We start from the raw sequence: 13,935 nt of genomic DNA on the forward strand, positions 1-13,935 counted from the left end.
GCACGCAGCTCGGCGCCGGTGGTGTGCGCGTCGATCTTGGATCCATCGAGGCGCCACAGGTGCACGACGTGGGTCGGCGCGGCGTCGGCGGCCGCGAGCTCGCGCCACAGCTCGGCCAGCGCGGCGCGATCGCAGACGTCGACGCGGCGCCCAGTCAGCGAGTGTGGCCCGCCGCGTAGCTCCGCTACACTCGGGGCCACACTTGGGGCCACACCCCCGTTGGATTCGACCAGCTGGACCGCGGCCTCTCCGATCTCGCGCAGGCGGGCGCTCAACGCCGCACCGAGCTGACCGCCGCCCACGATCAACCACCGCGCCCGGGGGTCCGCGGTCGCGGCGGCGCCGTCGACCTGCGCGACGATCACCGACTGCTGGGCGAGGATCGCCAGCTCGGGTCGAGCCGGCGCCAGGCAGCTGACGCTGGCGAAGCCCTGGGCCTCGAGCAAGCGCTGCCACGCTGGCGCGGGCAACAGCGGGTAGTCGGGGCGAAGATCACGATCGCCAAACCGCCACCATCCGGCGGTCAAGCCGAAGCTCAGGTCGACCCAGCGCAGCGCCGCGGCGCCCTCCATGATCACCAGCACGCCGCCGGGCGCGAGCAGCCGCCGCAGGTGGGCGAGGCTGCGCCGCAGATCTCGGGTCACGTGCAGGACGTTGCTGGCGACGATCACATCGAAGCGCCCGAGGCTCGCGGCGCCGAGCGGCGGCGGGTCGTCGAGATCGAGCCGCTCGGTTCGCAGCCAGCGGCGCCCAGCGAAGCGCTCGCGGGCGCGGTCGAGGAACGCCGGCGACACGTCGGTCAGGCAGTACTCGGCCGGCTCGCGGCCGATCGCGTCGTACATCGTGAAGATCGCAGCGGCGGTCTCCCCGGTGCCGGCGCCGACCTCGAGCAGGCGCAGGCCGGGGTCGGACTCGCGCGCGTCGATCAGCGCCCGGACGACGCCGGCGATGCGGCGGTTCTTGAGCTCGATCATCGGCGCCCGATACAGCCGCTCGACCGCCCGTGCGTCGGCGCCCATCAGCAGCTCGAGAGGATCGGCCTGGCCCCGCAAGATCGCGGGCAGCCGGGTCCCGCAGCGTGTCAGCGTGTCGACCTCGTGGGTCAGCGCCTGGCGGCGATCCGCGAGCTCGCTGAGCCGCGCGCGGAGCTGATCGGGCGGCTCGAACTCGGCGTGCGGACCCGACCGGGTGACCTGCCAGCGCGAGCGCCCGTTGGCGCCGACCCGGGCCAGCTCACCACGCTCGACGAGGATGTCGAGCATCCGGGTGAGCGCGCCGTCGAACGCCTCGCCGACGCCCCAGCGCGCGCGCAGCTGGGCGACGTCGACGGTCGCGCCGTGGTCGAGGCCGCCGAGGCTGCCGAGGCCCGCGGACACGCAGTCGCCCGCGAGCAGCTCGAGCTCGTCGAGTCCGCTCGCGTAGTCCTGAATGCGCGCGAGCAGCTCAGGCGGGACTGGCTCGGCCGCGGCGGCGGCCGTGAGCTGCGAGACGTCGATCGCTGGCGAGCAGGCCGGGCCGAGGGCGCCGAGCCGCCGCCAGTCGAGCTTGTAGATCCAGCTCGCCGCTGATCCGAGCGCGTCGCGTTGGGGGCGATGTCGCGTCAGCTCGAGCCCGTCGAGCTCGAAGCAGGGCTCGCCAGCCTCGGTGAAGCAGCGGGCCGTCGCCGAGCGGCGCCGCGCGTCCAGCTGCTCACTCCGGGCGCGACACCAGCTGCGCGCGGGCGTGCGTCGCCAACACCGGACCCGCGCGACCCGAGCCGGCAGCCACGGGTCTCGACCTTCAGCAAACTCGGGCTCGGCCCCGATCACCCGCAGGCACGCGTCGACCACGATCGGGTGCGCGAGCATGGTGTGGTCACGGGCTGCGAGGTGTTCGTGCAGCACGATCGCGCCGTGCTGGTCGGGGCCCGCGGGTGCGTTTGAGCCGTGCGCCTCGAGCACGCAAAAGTCGGGGCCGAAGCTCACGCCCAGCTCGAGCGCGCGGGCCTCGAGCGCGCCTGGCTGGCCGGGGACCTGATCGGGGGTCGCGACGAGCGTGGCGGGGCGTGGCTCCGCGGGCCCGCGCGCGTGCTCGAGCGGCCGGACCCGCGCGCTGGCGTGCAGTGTCCACTCGGCGGTCGCGTCAGCCCCGTCGAGCGCCCGCGCGTGGATCTCGATCCGCCAGCCGTGCGGCCCATCCTCGGCTTCGAGCACGGTCTGCAGCGCGACGCCGCGACCAGACGCGAGCGTGAGCGGGCGCAGAAACTCGACCTCCTCGAGCTCAATCGCGTCGCGGCCGAACAGCTCGCGGCCGGCCGCCAGCGCGATCTCGATCCACCCGGCGCCGGGGAACACGACCTCGCCAAACACGCGGTGATCGCCGAGCCACGCGGGCGACTCGCTGCTGATCCGCGCTTCGAAGCGGCGCTTCGGCTCGCCACCCACCAGCTCGATGGCGCGGCCCAGCAGCGGGTGCTCGGGGCGCTGGCCCGCGAAGGTCTGCGCTTCAGTCTCGGGGTGCTCGCCGGGGCGCAGGTGCGGCAGCCAGGCTGGGGCGTGCTCGAACGGATACACGGGCGCCTGGACGCGTCGAGCCGGTGGGCCGAGCCGGCGGGCGTGGCCGCGGACCCACGCGGCGGCGTCGAGCTCCAGCAGCGCGCGGGTGTCGAGGTCGCGATCGAGATCGATAGCGAGCTGGACGAGCGAGTCGCGGCCCGGGTCCGCAGCGCCGCCGACCAAGCTCAGGATCGAGGTCGCGCCCGCGGCCTCGAGTGCAGCTTGAGCTTCAGCTACACCTGGATCTCGGTCGCTGACGGGCGCGAGCGTCAGAGCTCGGCGCGCGTCGTACGAGTCGTGGATCCGAGCGCCGCGGGTGTCGACGAGGCCGCAGGTCGGCGCGACCCAGACCAGCCGATCGAGCTCGGCCTCGTACATTCGCTCGATCGGATCGCGCTCCGCCGGGGCGGCTCGTCGGTGTAGAGTCCACAGCCAGCTCAGGCGCGCGGCCACGTCGAGCTCGAGCGCGCCCGCGAGCCAGGCGGCCAGCGCCGCGCTGCTGCCGACGCCCACGATCTCGTCGAGGCAGATCAGGTTCGGGCGCAGCTCGACCAGCCGGGCCACGCGACGGACGAACCGGATCCGCGCCGCGGGGTCGCTCGCCGTGAGCACCGTGTCCGCGCGCTCGAGCACCGCGAGCAGCCGGACCGCGGCGGGCTCGTCCGTTGTCAACGCAGCGTCCGAACCACCGGAGGTCGCGTCGAGCTCGGCGACCAGCCATCCGCAGGTCGCGGGCTCGCGGGCCTGGTCCCGGTGCACGCTCGGGCTGCCGAGCCCGGCGACGAAGCTGTCGAGCGCCGCGATCAACTGGCGGCGATCGCCGACCACCGCCAGCCGCTCACGCAGCTGCGCGCGTCCGACCGCCGCGGTCCAGCACAGATCCGCGACCTCGTGATCGTGACCAACCGCGAGCCGGTCGCGCCACCGCTGCGCCAAGCCGACGAGGGCCGTCGGGGTCTGGGCCGAGAGCGTCAACAGCCCTGTCTGAGCCTGTTGAGCCTGAGCCTGAGCCTGAGCCCGAGCCGCGCGGCCGACGATCACGTGGCAATTCGTGCCCGCGAACCCAAACGCGCTCACGCCCCCGAGCCGCGCGCCGTCCGGTCGCTCCGGCCACGCTCGCGCGGTGGTCGAGATCGCCAGCTTGTCGCCGCGCCAGTCGATCTTCGGGTTGGGCTGGTCGAGGTTCGCGGTCGGCAGCAGCGTGCCGCGCTCGATCATCAAGGCGAGCTTGATCAGCCCGGCGATCCCGGCGGTCGCCTCGAGGTGGCCCAGGTTGGGCTTGAGCGTGCCGATCCACAGCGGTTGATCGGGGCCCCGGCCGACGCACAGCGCAGCGCTCAGGGCCTCGGCTTCAATCGGATCGCCGACGGCGGTCCCGGTGCCGTGAGCCTCGACGACATCGAGCTCGGCCCCGTCGACGCCCGCGTTGGCGCAGGCCCGGCGCAGCAGCTCGCGCTGGGCCCCGGCGTGCGGCGTCGTCAGGCTGCCGCCGTGGCCATTTTGATTGACCGCGCTGCCGCGGATGATCGCGACGATCGGATCACCGTCGCGCAGCGCGTCGGACAGGCGACGCAGCAAGACTACGCCGACCCCTTCGCCCCGCACGACCCCGTCGGCGCGCGCGTCGAAGCTCTTGCACTTGCCATCGGGCGCGAGCATGCGCGTGCGGGCCTCGATCAGGCTCATGTCCGGGGCCAGCATCAAGCTGGTCCCGGCCGCGATCGCGGCCTCGCACTCACCGCTGCGCAGGGCCTGGCACGCGAGGTGGACGGCGACGAGCGACGAGGAGCACGCGCTGTCGATCGTCAAGGTCGGCCCGCTCAGCCCAAAACAAAACGCGACGCGGCCGGCGAGGGCGCTGGGGGCCACGCCCGAGCCAGTGTGCGCGTCGACTCGCTCGCGCGCGGCCGTGGCCAAGCGCATGTAGTCGAAGCTCGACGCGCCCACGAACACGCCGAACTCGCGCGGCTGCGTGGACCGGGGCGAGTGGCCGCCGCGCTCGAGCGCCTCCCACACGACCTCGAGCAAGATCCGCTGCTGTGGATCCATCCACTGGGCCTCGCGGCGGCTGATCCCAAACAGGCCAGCGTCGAACCCGGTGACGTCGTCGAGGAAGCAGCCCCAGCGCGAGTAGCTCCGCCCGACGCGCTCTGGATCCTCGTCGTACCAGCGCTCGACGTTCCAGCGCGTGGCCGGGACCTCGCGGACGGGCGAGTGTCCGGCCTCGAGCAGGCGCCACAGCTGCTCGGGGTTGTCGGCGCCGGGCAGGCGGCAGGCCATGGACACGATCGCGAGCGGCTCACCGACCTGGCGGGGCGCAGCGCGAAGCCGGGCGAGCTCAGCCTCGGTCTCGGCGATCCGCCGCATCGCTCGGCGCATCAGCTCGGCGTACTCGACCTCGCTCATCGCTGCTCACGCTCCTGTCCATGCTCGAGGTGCTCGAGGTGCTCGTGGTGCTCGAGGTGCTCGAGGTGATCCAGGTGATCCAGCATGTCGGTCAGTCGCGCGGCCAGCTCGGCGCCGCCGAGCTCGTCGAGCGCGGCCGGGGCGGGCTCGGGGTCTGCGACGCCGAGCAGCTCGGCCAACCACTCGCTCATCGCCGCCACGTTGGTGTGCTGGTAGATCAAGCCCACAGGCAGCTCGCGGCCGACCAGCTCCTGGATGCGATTGCGCAGCTGCAACCCCGCGAGCGAGTCGAGACCGAACTCGACGAACCCACGGTGAAGCTCGAGCGTGCTCGGGTCCGAGAGCCCGAGCACCGCCGCGGCCTCGGCCTGCACCCACGTCGCGAGCCTGGCCCGTCGTCGCGTCGGCGGCAGCCGAGCGAGCTCGCGCTGCAGCATCGCGCCCGGCCGCTCGCGCTCGCCAGCGCGAGCCTCGGCGACCTCACTGCGCGCGCTGGGCAGCAGCCGCGTCAGCGGGTTGGTCCCCAGCCAGCTCGCGCGCTGGGCCCAGTCGATGTCGGCGACCATGACCGCGCCGCTTTGCTGAGGCTCGCCCTGGACCGCGCGCGCGAACGCGGCCAGGCCCTGGTCGACGGACATCGGCCGAAGCCCGCGCTGGTGGGCCTTGGCCAGCAGCTGGGGATCGGCGAGGGCCAGGCCTTCACCGCCCCAGGGACCGAACGCCAGGGCCACGACGCCCGGACCGCGGCGCCGCGCGAGCTCGTCGACGAACACGTTGGCGGCCGCATAGTTGGCCTGCCCGGGCTCGGGCACGACCGCGGCGCTCGACGACAGCAGCACCAGCCGCGGACAGTCGAGCGCGTCGGCGAGGCGGGCAAGGTTCCAGGACCCCGCGATCTTGCTGGCGATCGGTATGGCGAGCTGCGCCCGGTCGATCTGGGCGACCGGCCGATCTGCGATCGCCCCGGCCGCGTGAACGATGCCTTCGACGCCCGCGCCCAGCTCGGCCGCGAGCGCGTCGACGCCCGCGTCGTCGCGTAGGTCGAGTCGGTGCCAGCGGGCGGCGCAGCCGAGCGCCACCAGCTCTTCGCACAGGATCGCGTCCGGCTCGCGCCGCGACAGGATCGAGAGCTCGGTGACCCCGGCGCTGGCCAGCCAGCGGGCCAGCAGTCGACCCACCCGTCCGGTCGCACCTGCCAGCACCCACGCGCCCTTCAGCGCGAGCCCAGTCGAGGTTGGTGGGCTCGTGGGCCGCAAGCGTGGGACCAACCGATCGTCACCGCGCAGGGCCAGCTGCGGCTCTGGATCGCCCGCGAGCAGCTCGGCCGCGAGCGAGCGCGCGGCGTCGGCCGTGCTCGCGCGCGGATCGAGATCGACGCTGCGACACCCGAGCCCTGGCAGCTCCAGGGACACGCCCGCGCTCAGACCCCACACGGGAGCCTGGACGATGCCCGCCAGCGGCTCGCTGGCGTCGACCCGTCGGGCCCCTGCGGTGATCACCCACAGCCCGCTGGCCAGCGCCGTCAGGCCGCGCCGCTCGAACCCGGCGACGAGCTCGAGCAGCGGACCACAGATCTCGGCCTGGGCCGCGAGCAGCTGCGCGCCCGTGGTCGCGGCCTGATCTGGGGCGGCCCAGGTCGGGGCCACGTAGACCACCGCGCTGGGGCGGGCCTCGTCCGCGCGATCGAGCCACGCCAGCGCCTGATTTGGATCCGCCACGACCGTGCCCTGGTGGCCGGCGGCGGTCAGCTGGGCCGCGAGCTCGTCGGCCAGGTCGGCGCCGATCAGCAACCACCGGCCGGGTGCCACCGCGCTCACCTGGGCACGCGGTTTGGCGATCCACTCGAGCGCGAGCGCGGGGATGCCCTCGGCGTCGCCAGCCCCCGACGCGCCCGCCGAGCTCGTCAGCGTCTCACGCAGCTGACTGCGCTCGACCGCGCGCAGGCCCAGACCTCGAACCTCGAGCAGCGCGCGGCCGTCCTCGTCGATCACGTCGACGTCGAAGCTCGCGTCGAGCGATGGGACCGTCGGCTCGCGTCGGATCGCCCGCACCCACAGCGACGAGCCGGGCGCGCCGCCGAACCGCACGGACTCGACGTGGGCGGGGATCGAGGTGCGGCCGTCGGTCCGCTCGAGCACGTCGATGCCGACCGCTTGCAAGCAGGCGTCGAGCAGGGCGGGGTGCCAGGTGTAGCCCTGCGAGCTCGCGATGATCGGCGCGGGCGCGACGATCTGCGCCAGCGCGCCCGTGGGTGTTGGCCACAGCTGCGCGACGCCACGGAAGCTCGGCCCAAACTGGTAGCCGCGGGCGGCGAGGGCCTCGTAGCGATCGGAGGCGTCGAGCGGCGCGCCGAGCTCGAGGCGTGCAGCCGCGAGCGAGAACCCGCGCGGGGCCGCAGGGCAGGGGCGGGCGCTGGCCCAGGCGCAGCGCGTGTAGCTGTCTGCGCTGGGATCGAGCGTGTGCAGCTCGACTTGCAACTCACCCTCGCCGCGCCTGACCAGGACCTGGACCCGCGTCGGCGCGGCGACAACCACCGGTCGTTCGAAGCGCAGGTCGTTCAGCTCGTGGTCGTGGGCGCCCGCGGCCGCGAGCGCGGCGGCGGCGAGCTCGATGATCGCCGCGCCCGGCAGCAGCGCCTGGCCCTCGGCGCGGTGGTCCGCCAGCCATGCCTGATCGAGCAGGCTCTCCCACACGTGGACCGTGTCTGGGATCGCGGGCGATCGCAGCCGCGATCCCAGCAGCGGGTGCCCGCCCGGATCTCGGGGTTGATGTGGACGCCGCTGAACCGCCGACCCCAACCGAGCTGGCCAGATCGCAGGCGTGGGCTCGTCGATCCAAAACCGCCGACGCTCGAACGGATAGCGGGGCAGGCTGATCCGACGCCCGCCGTGCTCGGCGTGGACGCGGGCCCAGTCGACGCTCGCACCATCGACATACAGACTGGCGACCGCGGTGAGCAGCTGCGCGCGCTCGGGCCGAGGCGGGCGCAGGGTGGGCAGCCACAGACCGGTACGCCGGGCCACGCACTGCATGCCGCTCCACAGCAGCGCGGGCGCGGGCCCCAGCTCGACGAAGGTCTCGACGCCGAGATCGTCGTGCAGGGTCGCAAAGCACTCGGCGAGCCGCACGGGCGAGTGAAGCTGCCGAACCCAGTAGTCTGGGCTGGCGATCTCGTCACCCGCGACCGCGCCGCTGAGGTTGCTGACCACGTCGAGGCGCGGCGCGGCGTAGCGAACCGTCGTCGCGACCTCACGCAGGGCTTCGAGGACCGGCAGCATCAGCGGCGAGTGGGCGGCCCGCGTCGACGAGATCAGCTTGGTCTCGAGCTCGCGCTCGCGAGCGGCGAGCTCGAACCCGTTCATGGCCTCGGCGTGACCCGACACGACCACGCTGCGCGGCCCGTTGTGCGACGCGACCTGCAGCTGGCCGCGCCACGGCGTGAGCAGCTGTTCGACCAGCTCGAGCGAGCCGTTGACCTGGCGAGTCTGGCCGGGCGCGGCGAGGGTCTCGACCAGGTGGGCCCGCGCGGCGACCAGGCGCAGCGCGTCGGGCAGCTCGAACACCCCGGCGACGCAGGCCGCGACGTACTCGCCGAGGCTGTGTCCGAGCACCGCGTCGGGCTCGAAGCCCCACGAACGCCACAGGCACGCCAGCGACCACTCGACGCAGAACAGGCCGACCTGGGCGAGGACGAGATCGCCGTCGAGTGTCGCGCTGGCTGGGGCCGAATCGGCCGGGTACAGGGCCTCGATCAGGTTGGGCAGCTCGAGGGTCTCGCCGGCGATCGCCGCGCATTGATCCAGCGCCAACCGAAACGCGGGCTCGTGCTCATGAAGCTCGCGGCCCATGCCGACCCGCTGATCGCCGAACCCCGAGAACAGCCACGCGACCCGGCGATCGGGCCGGGTTGCCCGGCGTGGGCGGATCAGGCCCTTGCCCTGCTCGAGCGCGCGGCGGAGCTCCTCGCGGGTCTCGCCGACGAAGCCCACGCGGCGCTCGAACTGCTGGCGGCCCAGGTTGCAGGTCCACGCGACGTCGGCGAGCGCGTGACCGGGATCGTCGCCAAGGACCGCCGCGAGCTGCTCGAGCTTGGTCGCCAGCGCGGCGTCGGTCTTGGCCGACACCGCCACCACGCGCGCGCAGGCCCCCGCTGACAGCGGCGCTGGCTGGGGACGCGCCGGCGCCTGCTCGAGCACGAGGTGCGCGTTGGTGCCCCCGACCCCAAACGAGCTGAGCCCGGCCACGCGGCGCGGACCCGGCCACGGTCGCGCCGCCTGGCCCACGACGAAGGGCGTGGCCGCGAAGTCGATGTGGGGGTTGGCCGTGGTGAAGTTGACGGCTGGCGGCAAGGTCTCGTGCGCGAGCGCCTGGGCGGTCTTGATCAGCCCGGCGACGCCAGCTGCCGCGTCGAGGTGACCGACGTTGGCCTTGATCGACCCGAGCGTGCAGTAGCCCCGCCGCGTCGAGCCCAGCCGAAACGCCTGGCGCAGCGCCTCGACCTCGATCGGGTCACCCATTGGCGTGCCGGTGCCGTGGGCTTCGACGTAGGAGATTTCGTCGGCGCTGATCCCCGCGAGCTGATGGGCGGCGGCGATCACCGCCGCCTGGCCGGCGACGTCGGGGGCCGAGAACCCGACCTTGTGGCCGCCGTCGTTGTTGGTCGCCCAGCCGCGGATCACCGCGTAGATGTGGTCACCGTCGCGCAGCGCCTCGTCGAGGCGACGCAGCGCGACCACGCCCGAGCCGCTGCCCGGCACGATCCCGCGGCCCTCGGCGTCGAACGGGCGACAGTGGCCGTCGGGCGCGAACATGCCGTCGCCCGGGACCGAGCGGTAGCCAGCGTGGTGGGGAAGCTTGACCGACACGCCCCCGGCCAGGGCCATGTCGCAGTCGCCAGCGCACAGCGCCTGACAGGCCAGCGCGACCGCGACCAGCGAGGTCGAGCACGCGGTATGGATCGCCACGCTCGGGCCCGTGAGGTCGAGCTGGTACGAGATGCTGCTGGCGATGAAGTCCTTGTCGTTGCCAAACAGCCGCTTGAAGTAGTCGATCGGCTCGGACAGATCGAGCGCCGGGAACAGGTAGTTGCTGACGCTCTTGCCGGCGTAGACGCCGACCCGCAGCGAGCCTCGATCACCGCCCCAGCCCGCGTCCTCGAGGGCCTCGAAGGCGTGCTCGAGCAACAGCCGATTCTGTGGATCGCTGAGCCGGGCCTCGGCCTCGCTGATCCCGAAGAACCCCGCGTCGAAGGTGTCGATGTCGTCGAGCACGGCGGCGACGGGCACGTAGTCGGGTCGCTGGAACGTGGCCTCGTCGACCCCGGCGGCGCGCAGCTCGTCCTCGCTCAGCCGCCGAACACTCTCGCGGCCGGCGAGCACGTTGGCCCACAGCTCGTCGACGTTGCTTGCGCCCGGGAACCGGCCCGCCATGCCGACGATCGCGATGGCGTGGTCCGCTTGATCGGGCCGGGCGCGCAGCGTGGCCTCGAGCGCCTGGCGCTCGTGCGCGCGGGCGGCCTCGCCGTCGTCGGTCTCGAGGTGGCGCGCGACGTGGTCGGCCAAGAACCCGACCGTCGGGTGCTTGAACAGATCGACGAGCGGGAGCTCGAGCCCGAGCTGGCGGTGGAGCTCGGCGTGGATCCGCACGAGGTGGACCGAGTGGGCCCCGAGCTCGAAGAAGTTGGCTTCGGGATCGACCTGCTCGACCCCCACGATCTCGCGGATGATCGTCGCGAGCACCGACGCGATCGCGGGTCGGTCCGCCACCCCGCTCGCCTGGGCATCACGGCGGGGACTCGCAGCCGCGTCGACGGGCTGCTCGGCGAGCTGGCGCCGATCGATCTTGCCGTTGGCCGTGACCGGTAGCTCGGCGCGCACGATGAAGGTGTGCGGGACCATGTGCTCGGGCAGCCGGGTCAGCAGCTGCGCGCGCAGCTCGGCCGCGACTGGCGTGGCCCCCGGCTCGGGCACGACGTGGGCGACGAGCTGCTTGGCGTGGCGCGAGCCCGCGGCCACGACGGCGCAGGTTCGGACCTGGGGGTGGCGGGTGAGCGCGGCCTCGATCTCGGCGGGCTCGATCCGATAGCCGCCGATCGAGACCTGATCGTCGACGCGACCCAAGAACTCGATGGTCCCGTCGGGCAGCCGTCGCCCGCGATCCCCGGTCCGGACCATCGGCTCACCCGTGATCGGGTGGCGCACGAACTTGGCCGCGGTCCGGGCCCGGCTGTCGTCGTCATCGCCGAGGTAGCCGAGCCCGACCCCGACGCCCGTGCAGCACAGCTCGCCGGCTACCCAGGTCGGGCGCTCGACCAGATCTTCGCTGTTGGCGGCCTCGCGCATGACCCAGTAGCGGGTGTTGGGCAGGGGCGTGCCGTAGGGGATGCTGGTCCAGCTCGGGTCGACCTCGGCGATCGGAAACCAGATGTTCCACAGCGTGGTCTCGGTCGGGCCGCCGACGCTGACCGGCTGACAGCTGGCCCCGAACACCGCGCGGAGCCGATCGGGCAGCTCCACGGGGATCCAGTCGCCGCCCATGAACGCGACGCGCAAGCTGGTCGGGCGCGGGGCGTTCGGGCGCGCCTCGAGCCACGCGACCTGCATCTCCATCATCGCCGGGACCGAGTTCCACACGGTCACCGACTCGGCGAGGATCAGCTCGGCCCAGCGACCGGGGTCGCGGCGGGCCTCGGGCTCGGGCACGACCACGCACGCCCCGACCGACAGCGGCCCAAAGATGTCGAAGATCGACATGTCGTGGTGGAGGGCCGTCAGCGCCAGGCAGCGATCTTCGGGGCCGATCGCAAACCGCTGAATTGTCGCGTCGATGCAATTGCGCAGCCCCTCGTGGCTGAGCAGCGCGGCCTTGGGCGCGCCGGTCGAGCCCGAGGTGTAGATCGCGGCGGCCAGGGTCGGGCCGGCTTCGGCGGCGAGGATCGGGGCGACCTCGACGTCCGGCGTGGCGGGCTCGTCGGCCTCGCCGATCTCGACGCAGACGATCCCGGCCGGCCAGTCCTCGGCGGGGCGCAGGCCCGCGCGGGTGACCACCAGCTCGACGCGGGCCGCGAGCAGTAGCTCGGCCAGCCGCGCGGGCGGGAGCTCGGCGTCGAGGGGGAGCCACGGCGCGCCAGCTGTGAGCACGCCGAGCACCGCGACGATCTGCCGCCAGCCCTTGTCGAGCACGATCGCAACCGGCTGGTCGGCGCTCGCGCCACGGGCTGCGAGCGCGGCCGCGAGGGACCGGGCCCGGTCGGCGAGCTCGGCGTAGCGCAGGCGAACCGAACCCGACACGACCGCGACCGCGTCGGGGTGCTCGCTCGCCTGCGCAAACACCCGCGCCTCCAACCTCGGGCTCGGGCCCAGCCCCGACGGCTCAACGCCCGGCTGGTCCACGGCCTGCAGCTGGGCGTGCAGCTGGGCCGCGAGCGAGGGCGTCTGGCGGGTCCAAGCTTCGTCGCTGGCAGCCAAGCTCGCGAGCAGCGAGCAGTAGCAGCGGAACATCTCGTCGATCATTCCGGCTGGAAACAGCTCGGCCGCCGCGTCCCAGTTGAAGAAGCCGCCGTCAGGCTGCTCGATGACCTGGTGGTCGAGCCAGACCTGCGGGGTCTGGGTCAGCGAGTAGACAAACTCACCGAGCTCGGCGCCCAGGTACTCGACCCACGATCCCTCGACCCCGTCCACGTCGCTCGCGAAGCTGGTGAAGACCACGGGCATGATCGCCTGCGAGATCCCACCCTTGCGTCGAAACAGCTGGCGCAGCAGCTCGACGCCGCTGACGAAGCGGTGCTCGAGGTCGCGCCACAGCTGCTCGCGCAGTCGCTGGGCCCGCTCGGCGAAGCTCGAGCCCACGCGGGCGTCGACGGCCAGCAGCGTGAACGACGAGAAGTTGCCCGCGACCCGCACGACCTCCGGGTGGATCGGGTGCCGGTTGAACAGCGGGATGTTGAGGGTGAACTCGGGCGCCTCGGCCCACAGCGCGATGACCTCGGCCCAGGCCGCGATCAACAGGACCGGCGTGGTCAGACCGTGATCGCGGCCGCGAGCCGCGAGCGCGTCCCACTCGGGCCGGGGCAGCTTGTCGACCCAGCGACGAAATTGCGGCCGGCCGAGCGCGCGCGGATCTTGGGCCAGCGGCAGCGCGGGCGCGGGCGGCAGGGTGTCGAGGCGGGCGTCCCAGTAGGCCGCGGACCGACGAAACGCGGGGAGATCCGGGTTGTTCGTGGCCAGCACGTAGTCGCGAAACGAGAGCTCGAACCGAGCGGGGGTCAGCGCGGCCGCGCTCACGCTGGCGCCCGCGCGATACACAGCGACCCACTCGCGGAACAACAGCTGCACCGCCCACGAGTCGACGAAGGTGCAGTCGATGTCGAAGTACAGCCGGCTTCGCCCGCCACCGAGGGCGGCCGCGCGGATCTCGAACGGCGGCCACGACGAGATGTCCAGGACCTGCTGCGCGAGCTCGGAGCGCAGGGCGGCGAGCCTGGCCGCGCGGGCGGGCTCGGCGAGCGCGGACAGATCCTCGACCTCGATCCGCCAGGGCGGCAGCTCGGCGAGCGGGAGGATCCGCTGGCGCCCGTCGGGCAGCGCGACCGCCCGCAACATCTCGTGGCGCTCGACCAGCACCAGCCACGCACGCGAGAGCGTGTCGAGGTCGATCGCGCCGTCGATCTCCACGTAGACGTGAATGGCGACCGCGAGCTCGACCTCGCCGCCGCGCCCGACCCAGTAGGCCTGCTGGATGTCCGTGAGCGGAAACGGCTCGTGGCGGCGGGCCGGATCCGGCGCCAAGGTCGGCAGCTCGAGGGCCTCGGTCTGACCCTGGTGGGCGTGCACCAACGCCAAGATCTGCTCGCGCTCGGCCTGGATCTGGGTGGCGAGCTCGGCGTCGATCGCCCCGCTCGGCGCGCGGATCTGCAGCCGGTCGCCGACCAGCGTCAGGCCGGCGCCACGATCGTAGAGCGTGCGCAGAAGCTCGCGGGCGATGCTCGATCCCATGG

2 protein-coding genes (1 of these 2 only partly in view) are annotated in these 13,935 nt (G+C 73.2%); both read right to left on the minus strand.

Annotation, left to right across the window (positions count from 1 at the left end):
- On the minus strand, positions 1–4,940 hold the 5' portion of the coding sequence (locus ENSA7_RS19230) for an SDR family NAD(P)-dependent oxidoreductase (protein ID WP_106090766.1). Its footprint begins 1,612 nt before the window's first position; the window shows 4,940 of its 6,552 coding nt (coding positions 1–4,940); it begins with the start codon at positions 4,938–4,940; its stop codon lies off the left edge, out of view.
- Entirely contained in the window at positions 4,937–13,933 is an 8,997-nt protein-coding gene (locus tag ENSA7_RS19235; protein WP_106090767.1) for a hybrid non-ribosomal peptide synthetase/type I polyketide synthase, read from the minus strand. Before ENSA7_RS19235 ends, ENSA7_RS19230 begins: the two co-directional genes overlap by 4 nt.
- Positions 13,934–13,935: the final 2 nt, after the last annotated feature.

Origin of the sequence: Enhygromyxa salina (genome assembly GCF_002994635.1) — a bacterium.
Classification (GTDB): Bacteria; Myxococcota_A; Polyangia; order Nannocystales; family Nannocystaceae; genus Plesiocystis; species Plesiocystis salina_B.

Bases quoted from the DNA above. Each gene is read 5' to 3' on its own strand.
- ENSA7_RS19235 (WP_106090767.1), bottom strand. From the start codon at position 13,933: ATGGGATCGAGCATCGCCCGCGAGCTTCTGCGCACGCTCTACGATCGT.